Here is a 25014-nt window from a genome sequence, read left to right on the forward strand (position 1 = left end):
AAAATTATCATCTCCCGTCGCAAGCAGCAAAAAATATTATAAATATTCTGTTTTTATAATCTATAATATTTTGCTTGTCTTATTCAAGTCTTTTTAATAGGTTGTTAATTAAAAATTAACAATATTGTACTTTTCACCTAAATAGTAAAACATTTGCTTATTATTCAGTGGAATTAAATTTTTAGACTTTTTAAAATTGATTTTAATTAAAAATAAATTTATATTCCTATGTGTCCAATAAAAACGCTTTCGGGTAACATCAGTAAATAGCATGTATAAGTGAATAAAAGGCTAAACTGAAGGCAAATAGGATAGTAATAATACCAACAGAAAAGGAATAGACCATGGTTAAAAAATTTGAAAACTTTAATGATCCAAGAAAAAATGCTTTGAATGGAATGAAAAACAGCGTTTCTACGGAAGTTTGGCAAAAAAATATTAAATTTCTCAATAGTTTGAGGTTGGATATATCAAATCATCCTGTATCTAGACATCCCGCTATTCAAATGCTGAATGATGGTGTCATTGATAAAGTATCATTACTAAAAATTCATTTAGAATATCGACAAGCGATTGTACAAGTTTTTACCGATGCTTTACTTATGGCACAGTTTCAAACTAGACAACTAGAACCACGTTTAGAATCGGGGGCGAAGATGTTTCCTCGGTTTTTATTGAGTTTAAATATTTTAGATGAATTTGGTTTTCGTCCAGGCTTAGACCAGGAGGGATATTACACTGGAAATCCAGAATATGCTCATTACCCTTTATTTGAAGATGTACTCAATGATTTTGGAGTTGGTGAGGTTGAGCGTAATGCATACCGAGCTTCAAATATAGCAGATAAAGTACGAGCTTATTTAGAAAGCTCTTTTGAGGATTATAAAGCTGTTTCGGCACTTTTAGCTGTTGCTGAAGAAGAAGTGATTTTATTTAGTCCAGCGTTACGTCAAGCTACTCATTCAATTGGTATCGATGTTGATAGTGGTTATTACTATGTGCATGGTGTTTCACACGATGCTACTGCTGAAGCAGCTGATGATGATCACGAAGATGATTTATGGTTTGTGTTAGCTCAAGCTTGTACAGAAGATGATTATGAGTTTATTACCAAAATTTGTTTCGAGTATTGTGATTTATGGCAACAATTCTGGGATAAACAAATAGCTGATTTACAGTATGAGCCATATCAAAAGTTAGCTTAATATTTAAAATAATCTATAAACGACCAACTTGAAAAGTTGGTCGTTTATTTTGATGCCCTTATTGATTTTTCTAATTATTATGTTTTATGTGAAATAAGAATAAATCTTGCTGTAGGGGGTAGTCGTTAAAAAGTGTCTGTTTTATAAGTAGAGATCCTGAGATCATTCTTTAATTTTAGTGTGAGTGTTTTGATTAAAATGAGTGTTGATATTGAAGTTAAAAACATTAGAAATACTTCCAGAGAATTACTTAGTAGGAATAGCATCGAGTAAAATGCAAAAAAGCATAGTAGACTAACCAGTAATTTTTTGAAGTACATGGTAATAAAGGTTGAATATAAGAAGGCGGAAAAGAATAAGTTAAAGTTTTTATTCATTCCAAATTTATCAAATAAGATTATAACCAATGAAATAACGACTACTGAAATACTAAACATAAATAAATTCTTAATCAGATTCATAGTTTTTCTCTATTCATGCCATATGAAAACCCCACCTTTAAGGGCCTCATCTCAAAGGTGGGGAGTCGGTCATACACCATGTTCTAAAGTAAGCCTTTATGTTGGTATTGTCGTTTAAAATTATCATGGCTATATATTTTAAACTCAATGAAATAATGGGTTATCGAGATATTGGTGTATTTAAAAATTATAGTTATCTAAGAAAGTATCGGTATAAGCTTTCGCTTACATGGTTATGAGAAATTTCGCACATATGGTTATAAAACAACCAGTTATTTTGTGGTGATAAAAATTTATTTGAATATATATCAATAAGTTAATTTTAATTTTAGATAAATTATGAAAAATACATTAATATTTCTTAACAGAAGTGTTGCATAAGGTGTACGCTACGAAATAAAAAAGTAAAATAGTATTAAAAACAAAGACCTGTATTTTGGGTTTTTATCAATGGTTAGATTTATTAGCTCAGTACTTTGAGTTGAATTTTTAACCTTTTCCTATTATCTAATTTTATAGCTGGATGTTACCCAAATGGAGTTCGTGAGACTTTTGTATGCAAGTAAGGCTTCTAATGTCTATCCAGACCTTAAACAAGATTTATTGAAAATTCTTGATAGAGCAGTAGACTTCAATTCTCGTAACGACATCACTGGCGTTCTTTATTATGGGCATGGTTACTTTGTTCAGTGTTTAGAAGGCCGCAGAAGTAAAATTGATGAGCTATTTTATCAAAAAATTTTAAAAGATAATCGTCATAAGAATTGCGAGATCTTATTTTATGAAAAATGCGATGTTGGACTTTTTAAACACTGGAACATGAAATTTGCACCTATTAATAAAAGGCTAGGTGATTTCTTCTTAGAAAATCATAGAGATGATTTTAATCCATTTTTACTCACAACTGACTCTATTCCTACGTTCATAGAGCTTCTAGCTTCAGAATATGCGACAGAGCCATATGTTTTTGATGTAAATTAATAAATGTAAACCGTCCATAGCATTCTAGATATGAGAAAAATATGAAAATTCAATTGTGCTATGCAAGCTCACGTCAAGGTCAAGCTGATGACTTGATTGATGATCTAAGTAACATCTTAACCATAGCTAGAGACTTCAACGCTAAAAATAATGTTTTTGGTGTACTGTATTACGCCAATAATTCTTTTTTTCAATGTTTAGAGGGAGAGGACTTTGTTGTTCTTCCTCTGTTTGACCATATCAAACGGGATATTAGGCACACTTCTATTATTGAATTTGATGTTAAACAAATTCAGAAATACAGTTTTAAAAGTTGGTCTATGAAATACGTGCAAAAAAGCTCAAAGGTTGATATCTATTTTAGTCGGCTAGGTCATGAAGAATTTTTACCTTCAGCCCTGACTGATCAGAATCTGGAAGGTTTACTAGAGGCATTACTGAATGAGACTCAGACCCATGTGCGGAAAAAAGTAGGGCTAAACCAACGTGGTATCCACCCATACTTTTAAATTTTGCTAAGTTAGATACCGCTAAACCAATGTCTTGACGATAGAAGCTGCACTGCTTGCTTAGAGATTTATGAGTATCTAATTTTATCTGTGGAGTTAATTTCAATAACTTTATAAAGCTTGTTTTTATAGTGAATAACTTTATTTAGATAGGCGTTGTCTAGTTCATCCCAGATATCAAAATTAAAAATTCTGCGGTTTCGGCATAGATCCACAACCAAGTTGAGACTCTGCTCTTTTGGCTGAGTCATATACTGAGTCTTGAACTCTTTTGAGTTTATGTAATTTTGAATCTTCATCCTGAAGAATGACTGCTTTAACTTTCAAATACAATACCGTCAAAAATAGAAAGTAGTCTTTATTTTATACAATTAGAAAAACTAGTCACATTTCAGAATGTAAAATTTTTTTAAGCGAGTTATGTTCGGTTAATTTATACAGACTGTTAATTACTAAAAAGTAAACATTTATGAAAAATATACAATAAGGTTAAACACTAATTCCTTTCAAATCCCTGTAATTTTTGACAAAATACCAGATATCTGAATAGTCAACACATGCATAATGGCATTCATTCATTTTGTATTTATTTTGCAGGAATCTTGCATGCAATTTTTAAAACTCCTTATAAAACATGGCGTCGGAGTGATTTTTTAATGGCAAGGCCATATAAGGTGTTATGTGTCTGTTTAGGAAATATTTGCCGTTCTCCAACAGCAGAGGCAATTCTCAGACATTATTGTGATGAATCTCACCTCAATGTGGTCGTCGATTCCGCAGGAACTAGTAATTATCATCCAAATAAAGCGCCAGATGTACGTAGTCAAAAACATGCGCTAAAACGTGGTTATGATTTATCCCAGCTACGCGCAAGACAGATTACTTTAGCTGATTTTATTGAGTTTGATCTCATTCTTGCCATGGATCATGAGAATTTTAATGATATTCAAACGCTCATGTCACAGGCAGTACGTCAATTTGGTGCTGATCAGATCCGTGCTAAGCTGGCGTTGATGAGTCAACATGATCCGCATTTTAGTCAACAAGCGGTACCAGATCCTTATTATGGAGGAGCGGATGGTTTTGACCGTGTGCTTGACCAATGTGAGTCTAGCAGCCAAGCATGGGTTGGTATTTTTAAAAAACAGATGAAAGCAGGTAATAGGGTTTAATTTAATATGCAGGTACAAGCGCAGGTTCAGCTCAAGAACTTAAATACATTAAATTTGAATGCTATTGCTTCGCATTATATTCAAATCAATCATGCTGAAGAGATAATTGAAGCTTTAGCTTTCGCCGAGCAACAACATTTGAATGTTTTAGTGCTGTCTGGTGGGAGTAATGTGTTATTGCCACAGCAGATTCAAGCTTTGGTCTTACATTTGAATATTCAGGGAATAGAGCTTCAGACTGAGGATGAAGATAGCATTACTGTCAAAGTGGGGGCTGGGCAAGTTTGGCATGACTTTGTTGTATATAGTACACAACAACAATGGTTTGGCTTGCAAAATCTTGCATTGATTCCTGGTTTGGTTGGTGCTTCACCTGTACAGAATATTGGTGCTTATGGTGTGGAAGCTGGTGAGTTCATTGAATCTGTGCAAGTCTATGATCGTGAATTGAAGCAGTTTACTTCTATCACAGCCCAAGATTGTCATTTTGCGTATCGCCATAGTATTTTTAAAGACCACCCGAATCGTTACATCATTGTCAGTGTGACTTTCAAACTGCTGAAAGAAGCAGAGCTTAAACTGAATTATGGTGATCTCAAACAAGCAGTCGGTGATGAACTTACAGCGGAAAATTTACAAAATCAGGTAATTTATATTCGCCAAAGTAAATTACCGAATCCGAAAGAGTTTCCGAATGTCGGTAGTTTTTTTAAAAACCCGATTTTGACACAAGTAGAATTCGACAAAATTACTCAACAATTTCCAAACATTCCGCATTATCCGCAAACCAATAGCAATGTTAAAGTGGCAGCAGGCTGGTTAATCGATCAAGCTGGCTGGAAAGGTAAGCAACTTGGTTCGGTGGGGATGTTTCAGAAACAGGCTTTGGTCTTGGTTAATTATGCTGAGGCGACACTTGCTGATGTACAAGCGACCTATCAAGCTGTACAAAGTGATGTAAAACAAAAGTTTAGTATTCAACTTGAACCTGAACCTGTGTTATATAGTGAACAAGGATTAATCCAGCCTCATCATCTTGGGTAAAGAAATCTATGGCGAAAATGCATTGGATGGTCAGTTTGGTACGGGTAATTACCATATTATTCGTGCTATTGGGCTGTTTTGTGCTTTTTTTATACTCGCCTTTTTACTCACAACTGGTTGTTAAAGGGTTAAATCGTTTTGTTCCTGTTGATGTCAATGAAGTTGCAGCACAAAGCCAGCGACCTGCTGCTCTAAGCGAGCATGAAACTCTGGAACCAGGTTCCAATTTATGGATCGCTCGACAGGCTTATCTGAAACTGATGGAGAAAGCACTTCAATCTGAAAAGTCAGAAAACTTAAGATTGATTCAAGCGCGTTATAAATTGCTGCAAGCGTTGATTGCAGAAGAACAGGACAAAGAAACGCAGGACCAGAAAAAACAGACCAATATTCCATTAATGAACGATCAGCAACCTGTACGAGATCAGGAAAGTTCGGCGGTTGTGATTAATACACCACTGGATTTTCTACAGTGGAATACACCCGATAATCAGGCACTCGTGGGTAAATATATTGCATTTTTAGAGACTTATCCGATTGCATTGCCTGTCAATGAAGACAACAAAGATCAGACCAATAAAGATTTGATTGAGCTAAAAAATAGTAAAGAGAATATGGTTGAGCAGCAAAGCCTGTCGCAACCGAATGCGATAGTGGTATTGGGTGGTGGACTTACGCTCGGTGCGAATGGTAAAGATATTGTGGTGAATAACTACACCCGTTTACGCTTGGAAAAAACCTTGCAAGTAGAGAAAAAATACGCTTTACCGATTGTGCTCAGTGGGGTTGAAGCGCCTTATATGCAAGCTTGGTTAAAAGAACGTGGCGTAGATGCAAAGCTGCTTGAAAATCGGAGTATGAATACTTGTGAAAATTCGAGATTCAGTTCTTTATTATTACAAAAGAAAGGTGGTGCGCCTACCGTGATTCTGATTACGGATGAATATCACATGCCGCGTACACGACGTTTATTTGCTTTAAACGGCATTGAAACGGTGCCTGTGATTGCACCAATGCCTACGACGCTCACCCAGTGGCGCCCGAGTGAACAAAACTATGACCATAGTCGTCGGGCCAATTATGAAATGCTCGCAACAATTCGTGATATGTTATTTGGCTCAAGTGATTGTCGAGAGATACCATAATGTCCGATATTCCATTTTTAAATCCGACAATTCTTAAACAACTGGATTTACCCGTCCCGAATCGGGAGACGACTCCACAGGTACTTGAGGTTCTGGATTTATCCTGCGTCACTGAAATCTCAAAACCATTACAGGCGTATCGTAAGTTATACGGTTTGCATTTACTGGATTGTGAACATTGGCAAGGTTATGTGGAAATGCCTTTGTTTCGCGTACACGTTCAGGTATTTCAGCCAAAACAACAAAACATACAGGGCACGGTGTGTTTACTTCATGGTTATCTGGAACATAGCGGCATTTATCAACCGATTATTAAAGAAATTCTTGATCAAGGTTTTAGTGTAGTTACTTATGATCTTCCTGGTCATGGTCTTAGTAATGGTTCACCAGCCAGTATCCAAAACTTTGATCATTATCAGCAGGTTTTACATGCTGTTTATGATGGTGTACGTGGTGCGAAACAATTACCGAAGCCCTGGTTGGGGATTGGGCAAAGTACAGGGGGGGCGATTTGGATGCATCATTTACTTGAGTATGCGGAACGCCGCGAAGACCCCATTGTTGATCGAGTGTTGTTATTATCGCCATTGATTCGGCCAGCAAAAACAGCATGGTGGCATAACTCTGTTGGGCTCGGTATTATTCGTCGAATCAAAAGCCAAGTACCACGACATTTCCGCCGTAATAATCATAACCCCGAATTTTTACGTTTTGTCCGCCTAAAAGATCCTCTACAGCCTCGCATGATGGGGATGGACTGGATTCTGGCGATGTCAAAATGGATGTTGGAAATGGAGCAACGACCAGCATGTCGTATTCCAGTCTGGTTGGCACAAGGTGCGTTGGATCAAACTGTAGATTGGCGCTATAACATCGAATATATCCGTCGTAAGTTTAGGTTGCAGACCTTATTGATGTTAGAAGAAGGGTCACATCAATTGATTAATGAGCGTGCAGATATTCGTGCTGCACTTACCGGATTGATTCCTGCTTTTTTACATGCCAAACCAAATCATCATTATTATTAATTTTGCTTTTTCACTATTATTTAAATGATAGAATTTTTTACATCATAAAAATATCAATAAATTTTAGATATTTGGGGAAATAATGGGAAAAGGTACATTAAGGGGGCTGTGTGTCTTTATATTGTTATGTTTTTCTTCTGCTGTCTTCGCACAAGAGCTATATAAGTGCGTAACAAATCAGGGAACAACATACCAAAGTAAGCCATGTACAACTAAAACAGCGCAAAGAACAGCATGTACAGGATCAGCTGCCGATGGTTTCTCGGGAGATTGTCGATCGATGCAACAACAGCGCCAACAAGCCATGAGTTATGAGAAAAATGCATATACTCAGGATTTAGCAAATAACAAAACCAGAACAGAAACGAGACAATCACAATTCCAACGAGTAATTGTTGAATTTGCTGAATGCAAACAACGGATTATGGCTTTACAGCGATTTGCTCGTTATTCTGACCACCGATCTCAATTGGTCGAAAATAACAGCCAGTTTTATGCGGCAAGAGTGTGCACGGATGATGGGAGTGTATATGTCAGTTGTAATGCAACCACTAATACATTATTGACTCAGAAGAGTCCGACTTGTCCATTCAAAAGATAGAGCGATCCTGTATTCAAAGGATTGGTGTGTAAAAAATTAACAATGAATTGGTAAATATCCATGAAATCAGCATTTATTGTAATTGGGGCTATCTTCATAATTTTCTTTCTGCTAAATCGTTGTTCTCATCACGATCCAGTATCAGATCAGTCAAACAATCAGAATCCTATTGGACAGCGGCAACAGAACTTGGATCAGATTATTTTACTTCAGCCTTTGAAACAGCATCTACCTAAAGAATACGAGACTATTCAGCAAACAGCAAATGCGTCGGTACAGTCGAATGAAATGCTGGCTGCTGTGAGTAGTACATTATGGTGGAAGTTGCGAGATATTGTGGAAAAACAAGCGGATGATGAAGGACAACGATTGTGGATAAAGGCCTATTTGCAACAACTGTATGATGCTAAACGCAAAGGAAACTGTTTTCCAATCGCATTTCCTTTGTACAGCAAGACCAGTATTGAAGAGCGAAAAGCATTGTTGAGTATAACGACACAGCAGCAAACAGCGGCAGCATTAACTTATATTTTGACGCATAAAGGGAAGCGATCTCCTGTTGATCACATGCAGGCACCGTCAACATGGACAGGAATTGCAGATAAATTACGACAAGATTATGGTCAGGATGCCAATTTACTCAATGCTGGAGAAACTGCAACAGACAAAAATAAACAGTGTGAAGTGGTGATACGAACTTTTGAATATATTTTGTCTTTACCTCAGGAAGAACAAGCTCCAGTGATTCGTTGGATGTTAAACAGACATATTTCGGTGAGTGTTTTTTAAATGAAAAGAATCTTTGTGCATGCTCACCTAAATTTTAAAGATCAATGCCTTCGATTGATATTTTTGCTAATCATGACTTTAGGGTTATTCGCATGTGGAAAAGTTGCTCATGCGCCTAAGAATGGAGAAAGTTTGGTTAACTCCATTCTTTTAACGCCGAGTGAAATTGGTGCCTTAAATCAAGCTGTTATTGAAAAACCAAAGGACACTTTTAAAAGACCTCATGTGGGGATAAGTTTTCAAGCAGAGCACAGTAAAAATCCATATCGTTTTGTTATAGTCATTAAAGGCACTGCCCAACAACAAGGTAAGGTTGCGGTAAAATGGATTGGGGGCGTGCAAAGTGAAGCTTCTAATGGTTACCATCCTGAGGTTTTTCAAAGTGATGATAAGCATTCTTATGATTTAAACGAGCCTTTACTATTGGTCATTAGCTCGGATCCATTTTCGGTGAGTGAGCAAAGTAATGGTATGAATTATGATATTTACGCAGAATTGATGGAAGCTTCAAATATTCAATTTCAGTCTGTTGAAGTTCAGGTTTGGCAAGGAAAAGGCTCGGAATATAGTTGGGCGTCTTATCTCAAATTTTTAGTCATTTTAATGGTGGCTATCTTCGGCATTTATCGTTTGATTAGTCGATAGTGTATTCAGTGTTAAATCAAAAAAAGCCACCATATGGTGGCTTTTTTTGGACTTTAGAATTGATTTGCGTCTGCCATTTTCCACATACGATAGTAGAAATTGTCGTCATCATTTAAATCACTATGTAGCAATTCATTTTCTTTCAAGAAGAAATGAATCTGTGCATAGTTTTTAATTTCACGGTCATTCATGCGTTGTGCCAAATGGTGTGCTTTGATGTCTGATGGGTGATTTAGCCCTGCCGCAGCAATCATTTCTGATAGAGCATGCAGGGTGTTTTTATGGAAGTTAAACACTCGTTCAGCCTTACTTGGTACGTCGATGGCTTTCTGGCGATCTTTATCCTGAGTGGCAACACCAACAGGGCATTGGTTAGTGTGACAGCTTTGCGCCTGAATACATCCGACTGCAAACATAAAACCACGCGCAGAATTGACCCAGTCTGCCCCTAAGGCAAAGGTACTGGCAATATCGAATGCACTGATCATTTTACCACTGGCACCGATTTTGACTTGGTCGCGTAGTCCGGCACCCACTAAAGTATTGTGGACAAAACGTAAGCCCTCTCTGAGTGGTGTACCAATATAGTCACTAAACTCGATTGGTGCTGCGCCCGTACCACCTTCCGAACCATCAACCACCACAAAGTCAGGCACAATTTTGGTTTCTAACATGGCCTTGACAATGCTCATGAATTGCCAAGGTTGACCAATACACAGCTTAAAACCGACAGGTTTACCACCTGATAATTCTCGAAGTTTCTGGATGAAATGCATCATTTCAATTGGAGTGTTGAAACTTGGATGTTTGGATGGCGAAACACAGTCATGATCTCTGGAAATACCACGGATACGTGCAATTTCTTCAGTAATTTTATGTTTTGGTAAAATACCGCCGTGTCCTGGTTTTGCTCCTTGTGAGAGTTTCACCTCGATCATTTTAATATTCGGGTTCTTGGCTTGCTGTGCAAACTTATCTGGGTCAAATAAACCTTCAGGGGTACGACAGCCAAAATAACCGCTGGCAATTTGCCAGACAATATCTCCACCATGCTCTAGATGGTAGGGACTTAGGCTGCCTTCACCTGTATCGTGATAAAAGTTACCTAAATGTGCACCTTTATTCAGGGCACGAATGGCATTTGCACTCAAACTACCAAAGCTCATCGCCGAAATATTCATAATCGATGCACTATAGGGCTGGCTACATTGTGCATTCCCCACCGTGACACGGAATGATTCTGGATTTGCAGGTGGACAAGGCGCAATGGAATGTACAATAAAGCGATAATTCGGGTCATAGACATCAATGATTGAACCAAAAGGTTTATCTGCATTTTCATTCTTAGCGCGCTGATACACCAGACTGCGTTGCATCCGTGAAAAAGGCAGGGCATCCTGATCTGATTCAATAAAGTATTGGCGAATTTCGGGGCGAACATCCTCAAACAGAAAGCGGAAATGTCCAAGAATTGGATAGTTTCTTAAGATCGCATGCTTCTTTTGTAATAGATCATGTAAACCGACGATACTGAGTAGCCCTGTTACCAGCCAGAGACCGTTTAAAAGCGTATCAGAAATAAAATAGTAAATTGTATGTGGGGTATAAGTAAATTTAAACCAAGTAATAGTTAAAGCAGTAAAAATACAAAGAAACCAAACGGAATGTCTGGAAAAAAAGTATTAAGTAGTTTATGTCTTATAGCTTGCGCTGGGCTGGCCATAGGTAGGAGATTCCTATAATGAAGCAACTGACAAACGATGCCAAGAAGCAGCCTTAACCACAAGTAACGAATTGTTAGACTTGAGAATTATTCTCTTATAAATTAGTTCAACGATCATGTTAATCCGCTTATGAACCTATTTTTAAAATGATCTCATAAAGTAGCTATGTGCTTTTTAAAACTTGATAAATTGTTGGCTTTTTATAATGATGTATATTTATTGTTAATCTCATCACTTAAATTAAAAAAATGAGAAAAATTAATTTTTTTATTTACAGAGCGTAATCAATTGGTAATAATTCACCTGAAATTTCTTACTATTTGTTTGATATGAACCTAAAAAAATCAAAAAACCAAATATTCATTATGTTAAGTTTACTTGGTACTTCTATTTATGCGGCTGAACCGCCACCACGTAATGTTCTAGCGGCAGATGCAATCCAGCGTCAGCAACAACGTGATGAGGCTTTACAAAAGCAATTACAACCTGAGCCATCGGTTCAAACAGGCTTGGAAACACAATTACAGACAGCACCTCAACTACAATATTTGAAATCGCATAGTGAAGATGTCTGTTTTGAAATTAAAAAATTTGTGTTAATGGGTGAGGATGCACGTCAATTTACTTTTGCCATGCGTCCGGTTACCCAAGGCCAATATAATCTGATTGGACGCTGTATTGGGGTACAAGGGCTCAATCAGGCACTCGATCTGATTCAAAACAGCTTGATTAGTCACGGTTATGTCACGACACGTATGCTATTGCCGCAGCAGAATATTGCCTCGGGTACGATCCAGCTTAAAGTGATTGCCGGTAAGGTCGACCAAGTTCAGTTTATCGAAGGTACTTCAAAACGCGCGCATAAGTTCAATGCCTTACCGGTGAAATCAGGCGACATTCTCAATGTTCGTGATATTGAGCAAGGCTTGGAAAATTTTAAGCGTGTGCCTACCGTCGAGGCCGATTTCAAGATTAAGCCTTCCGAGCAACGAGCTGAGCCAGGTTATAGTGATCTGGAGTTGGCTTGGCAGCAATCCAAACCTTATCGTCTGCATCTAGGCATTGATGATGCAGGATCAGATTCAACTGGTAAATACCAAGGGACTGCAACCTTATCTCTAGATAACCTGTTGACTGCCAATGACCTATTCTATGGCAGCTATAATCATGACTTGGGGGGCGGTGATTCTGGTAAACGGGGAACTGATGGTTTCTATCTCAGTTATAGCATTCCTTATCAATATTGGTTACTCAGTAGCAGTTATAGTCAATCCAATTATAACCAGACGGTCGCTGGTGCTAGTGAGAGCTATAACTATAGCGGTAAAAGCAAACTGATTGGTCTTGATCTATCGCGGGTATTGTACCGTGACGCCAAACGCAAGACCTCTGCCAGTGTAGGTGGCTGGTATCGAGAATCACAGAACTTTATCAATGATGTTGAAGTCGAAGTACAGCGTCGAAAAACGGCGGGCTGGAAAGCCAGTTTAGAGCATAGTGAATATCTCTCCAATGCCACGCTGACAGGGAATCTGACCTATAAACGCGGTACAGGTGCATTTAATGCCATGCGTGCCCCAGAAGAAGCGTTTGGTGAAGCGTATACGCATGTTGGTATTTTACAGGCCAATGCCAGTTTACAAGTGCCATTTCGAGTGGGACAACAGAACTTACAGTATCTGGCCGAATGGCGGATGCAAAACAGTAAAAAAGCATTGACTCCTCAAGACCGCTTCTCGATTGGTAACCGTTATACCGTGCGTGGTTACGATGGTGAGCAGACCTTGATGGCCGATAATGGTTTCTTGGTTCGCAATGAACTGAGTGGCTCGATTGCGAGACTTCCGATGCAATGGTACAGCGGCATTGATTATGGTCAGGTGGGCGGAACCACTGCACACTATCCAAATCCATTGGTTGGCACCAGTTTGCTGGGGGCGGTTGTGGGCTTACGTGGACAGGTATTTAAGTCGGTCAGCTATGACGCATTTGTCGGTGCGCCGTTGAAAAAGCCAGAATATTTTAAAACCGATGATTTCACTACGGGTTTTAGTGTGAACTGGATGTACTAGTCCGCACTTTTGGTTGTTTTTTTTGAATTAATTAAATAAATAAAGATTGGGTATTTTAGGTATGAATAAGAATCGATATCGCGTTATTTTTAGCCAAGCACGTGGCATGTTTATAGCGGTTGCTGAAATTGTAAAAAGCCGAAGCAAAACAGCGGGACAAAGTGGTTCCACGGTAACAGATACCATTGAGACATCGACTGTTCATGCTTATAAGAAACTGAATCCACTCAATTTTGCTGTTATTAGTCTGTTGGGTGCAGTAGTCTATACCATGCCATTAAGCAGTATTGCCAATACCCAGATTATTGCAGACCGTTCAGCACCCAATAATCAACAACCGCAAATTCTCAATTCTGCCAATGGTACGGTACAGGTGAATATCCAGACCCCGAGTGCAGGTGGCGTATCGCGGAATACCTATAAGCAATTTGATGTCGGTCAAGAAGGTGCAATCTTAAACAATGCACGCAATAATACCCAAACCCAGATTGGCGGTTGGGTACAGGGCAATAGTAACCTTGCACGGGGTGAAGCTAAAGTTATTCTTAATGAAGTGAATAGCAGCAACCCTAGTCAGCTCAGAGGCTACCTTGAAGTTGCAGGCAAGTCGGCACAGGTGGTGATTGCCAATCCAGCAGGCTTGGTCTGTGATGGATGTGGCGTGATCAATGCAGATCGCTTTACCTTAACCACGGGCCAAGCGGTGATGAATCAAGGCTATCTTGAATCTTTCCGCGTGCGTGAAGGGCAAGTGACCATCGAAGGTAAAGGCTTAAATGGTAGTTTAACGCCGTTTACTGATATCTATACGCAGGCATTGAAAGTCAATGCAGGTTTATATGCCAAAGAACTCAATGTAGTTTTAGGCCAAAATGATATTCAGGTTAAAGACCAGACCACACCACAATACCGCCCAAACCCAAATGGCAATGGTGCATCTAGCAACCCATCTGGTTATGCACTAGACGTGGGGAAACTGGGCGGAATGTACGCAGGCAAGATTTTCTTGGTCGGGACTGAACAAGGACTTGGCGTACGTAATGCGGGTTCGATCAGTAGTACTGAATCCACTTTAATGCTCAATGCCAATGGGGATTTAATCAACCAAGGCAATATTGTCGCCGCCAAAGATCAAATCGAGCTTAAGGCACAAAATATTAGCAATACTGGCAATATTAGTAGTACCAACAATAAAATTCAGTTGCAGGCTACAGACATCAGTAATGCAGGTCTGATTGCCAGTATGGATGAAGTCAAGCTCGATGCCAAAGGTAATATTAATAACAATCAAGGGGTCATCAATGCAGGCCGTATTGATTTAACTGCAAAAAACCTCAGCAATGAGAAAGGCCAAATTGAACAAGTCGGTGGCTCCAAGCTGAATATTACTGCCCAAAGTCTAGACAACCAGCAAGGTCGGATTGGTCGGGCTGTCGCAGACAGTTCAAATGGCAATAGTGGTTCAGACAATAATACAGCACCGCCAACTGTTAAAAATCCGGGACAAAACAGTAGTGCACAGGATGCCAGCAAGGTTGAGGTGGTTGCACCGACCGATGTGCAGCCGAAAACCTTTGCCGATGGCGTGATTCAGGTTGAAAATCAGCTCAACAACCAAAGTGGTAAGATCAGCAATAACAATGATCTGACCCTGACGGTTCGGGACAAGATCAACAATACTGGTGGGGAATTACAACTGCCTGAATTGAAATTTGCGGGGCAGGAATTTGAAAACCAAGGCGGTAAGCTCTCTGCCAACCAGATTGATATTCAAGCCAGCAAGGTCAATAACCAGCAAGGCCAGTTAAACGCTGTTCAAGCCTTGGATATTCGCGCACAACAGTTAAATAACCAAGCGGGCAGTATTCAGAGTCAACAGGCACTGAAGATTGACAGCAAGAATATCAATAACCAAGAAGGGAAATTGCTTGCAGTAAGCAATGTCGAGTTGCAAACGGAGCAACTGAATAACCAGAAAGGTGTAATTGCATCGACCAAGCAAGATGTTGCAATCAAGGCGGATCGACTGGATAACAGCGCGGGGCAAATTTCGGGGCAGCAGTTAAATATTGAATCGCAGCAGATCAATAACCAAAGCGGCATGCTTCAAAGCCAAAGCAAAGATTTAGTGCTAAAAGCCACGCATATTGAGAATGGCATCAGTAAAGATACAGCGGGCAATATTATTGCTGCGAAAAACCTGAACATTCAAAGCCAGCAATTGAACAATACAGGGCAAATATATGCGGGGGACTCGGCACAGTTGCATGTCAGTCAGTTACAGCAGCATGGGCAGCTTGCGGCACAAAATCAGATTCAGGTTCAAGCCGAGCAGATTCAGAGCAATGCCGATAGTGTTTGGGCAGCAGGTCTGAGTGCTGATGGTAAACTCAATAACGATGCGGCCACGCTTGAGATCACGGCACAAGATCTACAAATTGCAGGCAAACTCTTGGCTGGTGCAGACGTCATGGTCAAGGCTAGCAAAACTGCCGATCTAAGTGACAGTGCAGCGCAAGCCAAGAACATTCAGGTTGAGACAACAGAATTAAAGACCAATCGTGCCAAATTCATTGCCGAGCAACAGTTAAATCTAAAAGCCAGCCAAAGTATTGAAAATGAGGCAGGACAATACAGCGCAACGGATATCCAACTCGATACCCAAAAACTCAATAACAATAAAGGCTTGATCCAGCATACGGGCACAGGTGATTTTGCTCTGAATATTGCAGAGCGTATTGATAACAATGCAGGGAAAATTATCAGTAATGCTGCCCATACCGAAATCAAGACCAAGAACTTGAGCTCGATAGACGGTGCAATCCTGCATGCGGGAGATCAGCAGCTCAAGATTACTGCACAAGATTTACAAGGTCAGCAAGGCAAGATTCAAAGCAATGGCAATATGCAGCTTGAACTGGGTTCGGCCAATCTCGACCGTGCGACCACCTCAGCTAAAAGTATTAAACTGCGTGCCGACAGTCTAAGCCATCAAAAAGGCCAAATGCTGCAAACAGCCGAAGATGGCTCACTTCAATTGACAGTCAATAAACAACTGAATAACCGTGAAGGTGAGATCAGTGCCGCTGGCAATAGCAGCATCAAGGCACAAAGCCTGAATAATCAGACTGGGAAAATACTGAGTAATGGCCAGTTGGATCTAAGTGTAACTGATCTGAACAATGAGTCAGGGACGATTTATGCCGATAAAAAACTCAATATTGAGGTCAAACAAGGGCTCAATAATCAGCAGGGTTTAATTGCTTCACAACAGGCATTAGCGTTAAAGGCACAAGATTTAAATAACCAAAAAGGGCAGATTCAATCTGGACAAGCGAGTGTGAACCTGAATGTAGCAGGTTCGCTCAACAATCAGGCTGGAACCATACAGTCAGCGCAGGCTTTGCAACTGAATACAGCGCAGTTAGATAATCGGGCTGGGAAACTGATTGCAGGTTCGGACGCCGTGTTGAATGCTGCACAATTGAATAACCAATCTGGAACCATTTACGCCAAAAAACAGTTGGATCTTCATGTCGCAGGGACTACGGATAACAGTGCTGGGGTGATTGCAGCCGAGCAAGTACTGAATCTGACCTCCAACCAACTCTTGAATCATGCAGGGCAAATCCGTTCAGAAAATGCTGATCTGAATTTAACGATCAACCAAGATGTTGAAAACGATACTGGCTTAATTGCGGCAGCTAAAAATCTAAACCTAACTGCACAGCATGTCAGTTCTAAACAAGGCAAAATACAAGCGGGTGGATCGAGCAAATTACAGCTCAAGAGCTTAGATAATACTGAGGGTGTTGTTTATGCAGCTGAACAGCTGGAGCTGACAGCCACCGAATCGTTAAACAATCAAAAAGGGACCATTGCCGCAGAGAAACAAGCTGATTTACAGGCAGGCACGATCAACAATGAAGCAGGACAAATCCGTTCCCAGCAAGAGCAGTTAACGCTCAATGTCCAAAATGATTTGAATAATTTATCTGGTGAGATTTCTGCAGCCAAGAATCTTGAGATCAAAGCCAAGAATATTCAGAATCAAAAAGGTAAAGTGGTAGCGGGTCAATCGCTTCAGGTTGGTGCGCAGCAGATTGATAATACCGAAGGTGTGCTATACGCCAAAGCGCAGCAGAATCTGACGGTAAGCGAGCAACTGAATAACCAATCAGGAACTGTTGTTGCGAATCAGCAGCTTCAAGTAAATGCAGGTGTATTAAATAATAATGCAGGAAAAATCCGTTCAGAACAAAACCAACTTGATCTCAACATCCAAAATAATTTAGACAACCAGTCGGGTGAAATCTTTGCTGGTACTGATGCAAAGATCAATGCAGCTGTATTAGATAACCAGCAAGGCGTGGTGTACAGCAAGCAAGATTTAGGGCTTGATGCGGTACAGCTTAAAAACCAGCAGGGACAGATCTTTGCTGAAGGCCAAGCTCAGCTCAATGTCAAAGGCAGCATTGATAATCATAAAGGTGTCTTGGCAGCCAAGCAGAATCTAGCTATTCAAACTGGCACATTGAATAATCAGGAAGGCACACTTCGTTCGGAAAATGCAGATCTGAATGTCCATGCCCAAGGGCAGCTGATTAACCAGCAAGGTGATATTTATGCTGGGCAGAACCTAAGCCTGAATTCGCTTGGACTAGATAACCGTACTGGACAAATTGCTGCAAAAAATCAGTTGAGTATTAATACCCAACAGCAACAGCTAAACAATCAACAAGGTAAGATTCTGGCAAAAACGGTTGATTTAAATACAGGGCTTGTGGATAACCAAGCCGGTCTGATTCAAGCCGAGCAGTCTGTTAAAATTAATACCCATCAGCAGGCCTTGCTGAACAATAACTCTGGTGAGCAAGGCGGGATTCTCAGTCAGGGTTCGATTGATCTGAATGTTTCGACACTTGAAAACCAGAAGGGCTATATTGCCTCAATGGATACCCAACAGATCACTGCCCAGAATATTGGCAATCAAGCTGGGCAAATCATGAGCCAGACTGATCTGAACATTCAGCAACAGCAGAATGGTGGAGCAATCCAGAATAATGCGGGGACGCTGCAAGCACAAAAAAATCTCAATCTAAGTGTGGATCAGGTTGATAACAGCGGGGTTGGAAGCCAGATTACGGCGGGTGAAAAGCTGACAATTCATGCCAATGACGTGATCAATAGCCAAACCAAAGATGGCAAGGTTGCTGGCGGCTTAAACGCAAAAAATCTTGAGCTTCATGCACAACGCTTAGATAACCAATCTGGTGTGATCCGTGCCAATGATCAGGCGCAACTGAATATTCAAGCCCAGTTGAAAAATCAGGCCGGAACTATAAGCAGTTTAAATCAATTGCGTATTGGCACTGCGGAGAAAGGTCTGAATATCGATAATACCGGTGGTGAGCTACTGGCAAAAAATCAGTTAGATATTCAAGCCAATGAGTTGGTTAACCAAGGTAAAATCATCAGTGAAGGCAATGTTGAAATTGATTTAAAACAAGATTTTACCCATACTCAAGATGGAAAAATCGGTGCAAATGGCTTACTCAAGTTAAGTACGGAAAAGAATATTATCAATCGGTCTGAGTTGTCGGCTGGCCAGAAAATCATGCTGAATGCACAAAACATTGATAACCAGAAAGATGCAACTATTTCAGCAAATGAAATGCATTTGCTTGCTCAAAACACAGTACATAACCAAGGTTTGATTAATGGGGGTGACCTGACCCATATTCAGGCAAATCGTGTCTGGAATGATGGTGCGCGGATTTATGGTACACATGTTGCGATTCAGGCCAATACGCTAGATAACCAGAGTAATCTTGCAGGTACAGGCGCAGTCATTGCTTCTCGTGGAGATATGGATCTTGGTATCGGAACGTTGAATAACCGTTCAGGTGGCGAGGTCAAGGACAATGGGCGAGACAATGCCTGGATTTTCAGTGCTGGTAATTTAAATATCGGTGGCAGCCTAGACAGTAACCTAAAAGCACAAGGCAGTGCAGATAAAATCTACAATGGCAGTGCGGTCATTGAATCGATTGGAGATATGCATTTAGGCGCTCATCATATTGAAAATATGAATGAAAATCTGGTCATTCAATTGATTGAGAAAAAGCGGGAAAGCGTAACTGAATACGGTAAAGATGGGCAAACATGGGACTCAAAAGATGTCCGCCTAGGAAAATCAAAACGTGGCTTGAGCAATGCGATCCTATTTGTTCCAGACGTAGAAGGTGGCGCTGCAACGCGTGAAATCGGTGAGGATTGGACCAAATACGAGTTTACCAAAGTTCATAGTGCAGATGAAGTCCAGTCCACCAGTCCTGGACAGATTATTGCAGGTGGTAATCTGAGTTTTTCACCTGATGCAAATTTCCTGAATAAGGACAGTCAGGTACTTGTGGGTCAGTCTATCTTGAATGGTATTGGTTCGATAACCAATGAGAGCACTGATTTACGCACTATTGATAAAGTTGAAAACGGGACCAGCCAATGGCACTCTGTGGGTTGGAATAAGCTAAGAACCAAACATAAACATAAGTGGGGAGGCAAAGTTAATTATCAACCTTCTGATGTTGTGACCACACAACCGATCCGTTTAGGTGAGATTAAAGAACATACGCTGAATACATCAACCAATCCGGCTGAGAATATTAAACAGCAATCCATCCAGCAACACGTTGATCAGGCACAAACGGGCAATCAAGCGCAACGAGACAATCAACACAGCCAAAACCAGCAGATTGATGTTAAAGCAGGTCAAGTCACTTCAGACCTTGATGTGACGATCAAGAAACCTGATGGACTGAATGCATTAAATGTTGACAGCAAAGCTGAGCTTGAGGGTGGACAGCAACAAAACGTTGATGAGGTTAAAAGTACTCAATTATATGGAGTGAAAAAAGATGCATCCGCGATTCATCAATCCGATGACGTTACGGTAAGAACCATTACACAAGATCATATTCGTTTGCCTAGCAATGCCTTGTTGATTACCACGAAAGACAGCCAAGCTCAGCATTTGGTTGAAACAGACCCGGCCTTTACCAATTATAAGAAATGGCTTTCGTCAGACCATATGATTAAAGCACTCGGTTTAGACCCTGCATTACAGCAAAAACGTCTGGGTGACGGTTATTATGAACAGCGTTTGGTGCAAGATCAGGTTGCAAAATTAACGGGCCGACGTTTCCTTGATGGCTATGGTTCAGATGAAGATCAATATAAGGCCTTGATGAATAATGGTGCATCATTTGCGAAGCAGTACAAATTACAGCCAGGGATTGCTTTAACCCCTGAACAGATTGCTCAGCTCACCAGTGATATTGTCTGGCTTGAAGAAAAGACCATTATTTTAGCAGATGGAAGCAGCACCAAAGCCCTTGTTCCACAGGTGTATGTCAAAGCACGTGTCGGTGATCTGAGAGGCGATGGTACGCTGATTTCAGCGGATTCGATTCAGTTGGATGTTAAAGACAATGTGATTAACTCAGGGACTATAGCCGGGCGTCAAGCAGTTGTTTTAAATGCTGAAAATATTGATGTACTAAATGGTCGCATCCAAGCCAACCAAGTTGGATTAACCACTAAAAAAGATCTCAATATTATTGGTGGGCAAATCCATGCTCAGGACAAGGTTGACTTAAATGTGGGGAATAATCTCAACTTAAGCAGTTCAACCCAAAGCAGTGAAAACAAGATTGGGGAAAGCGTATTTACCCGTACCGGTATTGATCGTGTGGCGGGGATCTACACCAAAGCCCCATCAGGTGTAAAAACGATTGATTCAGAAAATCTCAAAACTTCGATCTCGGTTCGTGTCGGTGGTGATGCAACAATTAAAGGGGCTGAGATTATTAATGAAAATGGTTCAAGCTTAATTAAAACGCAGGGTAATTTGAATATCGGTACGATTCAGACTGAGCTCAATAACCACGGTTATGCCGATGCAGATAATTATAACTTTGATAAAAAACAGCGAGATATCGGCTCTGTAATTAAGAGTCAAGGCGATACCCGTTTACAGGCTGAGAACATTCAGGTGAAAGGTTCACAGATTTCAAGTGAACAAGGATCAAGTATTTTATCTGCACAGCAACAACTGGATATTGTTGAGGGCCGTAATCGATCCGATGTCGAACAGGGCTATAAAATAGAAAGCAAGGGGCTATTAAGCCGTTCAACTGAACAAGGGCAGCTTCGTATTCAGCGTGATGAAGCAATCGCGAGTACCATTGACGGCAAAAAAGTTGTTCTGGACGCGAAAAATATCAAGATTCAAGGCAGTGAGGTGGTGTCGGATGAACTGACTCAGATTCAGGCCAAAGAAAATATTGAGATTAAGGGAGCTGAAAATAGTTATCTCAACATCAATAATACCCAAACCAAGAAATCTGGTTTGATGTCGAGTGGCGGTCTGGGAGTGAGTATCGGCTCTAAAAAAGAAAAAACAGAGCAGGAGCAAACCCAACATACCAACAGTGGTTCAATGGTCGGTAGTCTAAACGGCAACACCAATATTGTGGCCGGTAAAAACTATCAGCAAACTGGCAGTACCGTTTCTTCCCAACAGGGTGATGTCAATATCTTGGCGCAGCAAGTCACGATTGAAGCGGCTAAGGAAAAAAGTACCAGTCAGTATAAACATGAGATGGAACAAAAAGGCTTAACTCTTGCTGTGAATGTACCTGTGGTCTCCAACGTTCAAACAGCACTGGAGAGTGGCAAGCAGGTCGGGCAAAGCAAAAATGATCGGGTCAATGCGATGGCCGCAGCCAATGCAGGATTTGACAGCTATAAGGCTGGCCAGTCACTGAAACAATTGGCTGATGTTGCGAGTGATCTCAACAATGCAGGTAAGGTAGAAGTGGGTGTGAGCCTAACCTACGGTCAGCAAAAGAATACCGAGTTTAACCGTTCAGAAAGCACCACCGCGAGTCAGAGTACGGTTTCAGCGGGCGGCAAAACCAATATTGTGGCTACAGGCGCAGGCAAAGATTCCAATATCAATATTATTGGTTCTGATGTGATGGGCTTGAAGGGTACACATTTGGCGGCCGATCAAGATGTGAATATTAAAGCGGCTGAACAAAACAGCAAGGAAGAATCTGGCAACAAGAGTGCGGGCTGGAATGCGGGTGTTGCTATCAGTAATCAAACTGGGCCAGCCATTACGGCAGGTGGTAATCTGGGTAAGGGTAAAGGCAATGGCGAATCAACCAGCTATGTTAATAGCCATGTCGGTTCTAAAGACAGTCAGACCACGATTAGCAGCGGTAATGCAACCAATATTATCGGTGGTCAGGTACAAGGCAAAGCGGTACAGGTCGATGCCAAAGAACTGAATATTGAGAGTTTGCAAGACAAGGCAACCTATAAGAGCAAGCAGCAAAATATTTCTGGGCAAGTCAGTGTTGGCTTGGGTGGTGGTGGCAATGCCTCAATCAGTGCAAGCAAATCGAATATCAATGCCAATCATGTTTCGGTTAGTGAGCAATCTGGGATTTTTGCAGGTGATGAGGGTTATCAGATCAAGGTCAAAGACAATGCAGATCTGAAAGGTGCGATGATTACTTCGACCCAGCTTGCCGAGACGCAGAATAAAAACAGCCTCAGTACGGGAACATTGACGCATTCTGAGCTGCGAAATGTCAGTGAGTATGATGCCAAAGGTATTTCGGTGGGTGCTGGCTTCAATGCTGGAGCAACCAACAGCAAAGGGGAAAAGCAAGCGGATACGGTACTGTCGAAGCCGAATAAGATTGACGGGCATGCTTCAAGCCAGGTGGGTGTAAGCAAGTCGATAGGGTTTGGTCTGGACAGTGATCAAGACAGTAGTGTGACCAAGAGTGGAGTGAATACGAAAAATATCACCATCACGAACGAAGCTGCACAGCAACAACTGACAGGAAAAACTGCGGAGCAGATTAAATCTGAGATTTTAACCGATGTTACGACGGATACAGCGCGCGAGAACAGTGGTGCTCTGAACAATGTGTTTGATAAGGACAAGGTTCAGAAAGAAATTAATCTACAGATGGATGTGACCAAGAAGTTTGATGCCAATCGTCAAGAAGCTAAGGCTGAAATCAATAAGCAGATTGATGAGTTAAAAGCCGCAGGGAAAGATGCCAGCCAGTGGCAAAAAGCGGGTGTGTTATTAGATATGGTGTCGGCAGGCTTGTCCGCACCTACTGCGAGTGGTGCAGGTATTGCAGCCTCGACATTGAGTCCAGCGGCAAGCTATGAAATTGGTCAGTACTTTAAGGGTAAAGATGCTGAAGGTAGTGCAGCGCATATCTTGGCGCATACGATTTTAGGTGCAGCAGTTGCCGCAACAGGTGGTAATAATGCCTTGAGTGCGGGTATTGCAGCAGGTGGTGCTGAGGCCGCAGCGCCGTTACTTGCGGAGTATTTGTATGGTAAGAAAGCTAAAGATCTAACCGCAAGTGAGAAATCTACAATTAGTTCAATTGTTGGTTTAGCAGGTAGTGCAGTCGGTGCAACCACAGGTGATGTATCAAGTACGGTTCAAGGCGGACAATCTGCTCAGAATGCGGTGGAGAATAATTCTCTATTAGGACGTGATACTCGTAAAAAGGTAAATGAATTTTTTAACGGGCTTTCATCTAAAGTAAAACATCCGATAGATCAAGGTGCTATCAAGGGTGTTGGTACTGTGGCTGATGGTTTGTTGATGATAGCAGATGCATTTGGTGATACCGCCGTATCAGCAATACATTGTCCATTAGGTACATCAGCATGTGCAGATGCGATGGAGAATAACCGTCAAAAAGGTCAAGCGGTCATTGATTTTTTAACCAACTTAGATTTAAAAGAACAAGCAAATAAAATTAAACAATCTTATCAAGATTTAAGCAGTGGAGATCCTGAGAAAGTAGCAAATGCTCAAAGAACTCAAGCAGAAGTGTTTACTAGTTTGGGATTGAGTGCAACGAGTATTAAAAAGCTTGGGGCTAATAATGTCTCTGAATTAAAGACATTAGAAAAAACAAGTGAGGTTGTTAAGCAGAAAGAAACGATTAAAGAAAATATAGCAAAAAGCCAGAAGGCTAGAGAGGTATCTAATTTTGATACTCATGTTCTTAATGAAAAGGTTTCAGCTACAATTCCTCCAAATATGCAACAAATTCTTTTAGAGCATAATACACAGATTGGTACCCGTAATAGTGCGGGGTCAATTAGTGGATCTCATAATATTAAGTCTTTTAATCAGGCATTGGATAAATCAGGATCTGCTTTAATTGGTGAGCCTATAATAGATCCGAAGTACCCAGGTTTGAAAACTTATAATTATCAAGCTCCTGGTGTTGATAGAGCTGGCAAACCAGATGGCAGTTATAAAAATGTACAACAAAAAACAGTTTATGATCCTAAAATTATTTCTGATCAAAAAATGGTTAATATGCAAATGCAGGCAGTAAAGAAAGGTGCGGAGCTACTCCTAAAAATGCCAGCAGATGAAAGGTTAATAAAAGTAAATGTCGATGGTTATATATTTACTGTATCTCGGGATGCGAAGACAGGGAAAATATCAAATGCATTTCCAACTATGCCTAATACACCTAAACCATCTATACCACCAAAATATAAGCTTAAGTAGGAG

13 protein-coding genes and 1 pseudogene are annotated in these 25014 nt (G+C 40.6%); 12 read left to right on the forward strand and 2 right to left on the reverse strand.

The genetic code is table 11. The features are described from left to right. The first annotated feature begins 344 nt into the window (after positions 1–344). Positions 345–1205: a hypothetical protein gene (locus NQU59_RS11860; protein ID WP_257063571.1), complete on the forward strand. Its 861-nt coding sequence runs from the start codon at positions 345–347 to the stop codon at positions 1203–1205. A gap of 125 nt (positions 1206–1330) precedes the next feature. On the opposite strand, the gene NQU59_RS11865 is transcribed toward NQU59_RS11860, so the two are convergent. Continuing rightward, positions 1331–1666, reverse strand: coding sequence for a hypothetical protein (locus NQU59_RS11865; protein WP_257063572.1), 336 nt, complete (start codon positions 1664–1666; stop codon positions 1331–1333). A gap of 534 nt (positions 1667–2200) precedes the next feature. Here NQU59_RS11865 and NQU59_RS11870 point away from each other — a divergent pair. The 9 genes from NQU59_RS11870 (at position 2201) to NQU59_RS11910 (ending at position 9580) form a co-directional block, all read left to right on the forward strand. Beyond that, positions 2201–2647, forward strand: coding sequence for a BLUF domain-containing protein (locus NQU59_RS11870; RefSeq protein WP_005241167.1), 447 nt, complete (start codon positions 2201–2203; stop codon positions 2645–2647). A gap of 41 nt (positions 2648–2688) precedes the next feature. Continuing rightward, a complete protein-coding gene (locus NQU59_RS11875; RefSeq protein ID WP_043969826.1) occupies positions 2689–3156 on the forward strand; it encodes a BLUF domain-containing protein in 468 nt (155 codons plus the stop codon). Positions 3157–3812: 656 nt separating this feature from the next. Continuing rightward, the gene (locus NQU59_RS11880) at positions 3813–4328 is read left to right on the forward strand and encodes a low molecular weight protein-tyrosine-phosphatase (protein ID WP_257063574.1); all 516 of its coding nucleotides are present in this window, start codon (positions 3813–3815) and stop codon (positions 4326–4328) included. A 6-nt stretch (positions 4329–4334) separates the two neighbouring features. After that, complete coding sequence (murB, locus tag NQU59_RS11885; RefSeq protein WP_005241173.1) at positions 4335–5372, forward strand: UDP-N-acetylmuramate dehydrogenase; 1038 nt, start codon at positions 4335–4337, stop codon at positions 5370–5372. An 8-nt stretch (positions 5373–5380) separates the two neighbouring features. Next, positions 5381–6517, forward strand: a complete 1137-nt coding sequence (locus tag NQU59_RS11890; RefSeq protein ID WP_005241174.1) for a YdcF family protein — start codon at positions 5381–5383, stop codon at positions 6515–6517. Further along, entirely contained in the window at positions 6517–7545 is a 1029-nt protein-coding gene (locus NQU59_RS11895) for an alpha/beta hydrolase (RefSeq protein ID WP_257063575.1), read from the forward strand. Before NQU59_RS11890 ends, NQU59_RS11895 begins: the two co-directional genes overlap by 1 nt. An 82-nt stretch (positions 7546–7627) precedes the next feature. Then, positions 7628–8146 carry a DUF4124 domain-containing protein gene (locus NQU59_RS11900; protein ID WP_026040186.1) on the forward strand — a complete coding sequence of 173 codons (519 nt, stop codon included), beginning with the start codon at positions 7628–7630 and terminating at the stop codon, positions 8144–8146. Positions 8147–8206: 60 nt separating this feature from the next. After that, complete coding sequence (locus NQU59_RS11905; RefSeq protein ID WP_257063576.1) at positions 8207–8935, forward strand: hypothetical protein; 729 nt, start codon at positions 8207–8209, stop codon at positions 8933–8935. Then, positions 8936–9580 carry a hypothetical protein gene (locus tag NQU59_RS11910; RefSeq protein ID WP_257063577.1) on the forward strand — a complete coding sequence of 215 codons (645 nt, stop codon included), beginning with the start codon at positions 8936–8938 and terminating at the stop codon, positions 9578–9580. A gap of 53 nt (positions 9581–9633) precedes the next feature. Here NQU59_RS11910 and NQU59_RS11915 read toward each other — a convergent pair. Further along, positions 9634–11303: pseudogene (locus NQU59_RS11915) on the reverse strand (FMN-binding glutamate synthase family protein). Between the two features lie 366 nt (positions 11304–11669). On the opposite strand from NQU59_RS11915, the gene NQU59_RS11920 reads away from it, so the two are divergent. Both NQU59_RS11920 and NQU59_RS11925 read left to right on the forward strand, forming a co-directional pair. Then, on the forward strand, positions 11670–13376 hold the full coding sequence (locus NQU59_RS11920; RefSeq protein WP_257063579.1) for a ShlB/FhaC/HecB family hemolysin secretion/activation protein: 1707 nt from the start codon (positions 11670–11672) through the stop codon (positions 13374–13376). A gap of 61 nt (positions 13377–13437) precedes the next feature. Continuing rightward, a complete protein-coding gene (locus NQU59_RS11925) occupies positions 13438–25011 on the forward strand; it encodes a two-partner secretion domain-containing protein (protein WP_257063580.1) in 11574 nt (3857 codons plus the stop codon). The last annotated feature ends 3 nt before the right edge of the window (positions 25012–25014 follow it).

The organism is Acinetobacter colistiniresistens (assembly GCF_024582815.1).
In the GTDB taxonomy this organism is placed as follows: domain Bacteria; phylum Pseudomonadota; class Gammaproteobacteria; order Pseudomonadales; family Moraxellaceae; genus Acinetobacter.

Bases quoted from the DNA above. Each gene is read 5' to 3' on its own strand.
- NQU59_RS11860 (WP_257063571.1), top strand. From the start codon at position 345: ATGGTTAAAAAATTTGAAAACTTTAATGATCCAAGAAAAAATGCTTTG.
- NQU59_RS11905 (WP_257063576.1), top strand. From the start codon at position 8,207: ATGAAATCAGCATTTATTGTAATTGGGGCTATCTTCATAATTTTCTTT.
- NQU59_RS11900 (WP_026040186.1), top strand. From the start codon at position 7,628: ATGGGAAAAGGTACATTAAGGGGGCTGTGTGTCTTTATATTGTTATGT.
- NQU59_RS11875 (WP_043969826.1), top strand. From the start codon at position 2,689: ATGAAAATTCAATTGTGCTATGCAAGCTCACGTCAAGGTCAAGCTGAT.
- NQU59_RS11920 (WP_257063579.1), top strand. From the start codon at position 11,670: ATGTTAAGTTTACTTGGTACTTCTATTTATGCGGCTGAACCGCCACCA.
- NQU59_RS11895 (WP_257063575.1), top strand. From the start codon at position 6,517: ATGTCCGATATTCCATTTTTAAATCCGACAATTCTTAAACAACTGGAT.
- NQU59_RS11910 (WP_257063577.1), top strand. From the start codon at position 8,936: ATGAAAAGAATCTTTGTGCATGCTCACCTAAATTTTAAAGATCAATGC.
- NQU59_RS11925 (WP_257063580.1), top strand. From the start codon at position 13,438: ATGAATAAGAATCGATATCGCGTTATTTTTAGCCAAGCACGTGGCATG.
- murB (WP_005241173.1), top strand. From the start codon at position 4,335: ATGCAGGTACAAGCGCAGGTTCAGCTCAAGAACTTAAATACATTAAAT.
- NQU59_RS11865 (WP_257063572.1), bottom strand. From the start codon at position 1,666: ATGAATCTGATTAAGAATTTATTTATGTTTAGTATTTCAGTAGTCGTT.
- NQU59_RS11880 (WP_257063574.1), top strand. From the start codon at position 3,813: ATGGCAAGGCCATATAAGGTGTTATGTGTCTGTTTAGGAAATATTTGC.
- NQU59_RS11890 (WP_005241174.1), top strand. From the start codon at position 5,381: ATGGCGAAAATGCATTGGATGGTCAGTTTGGTACGGGTAATTACCATA.
- NQU59_RS11870 (WP_005241167.1), top strand. From the start codon at position 2,201: ATGGAGTTCGTGAGACTTTTGTATGCAAGTAAGGCTTCTAATGTCTAT.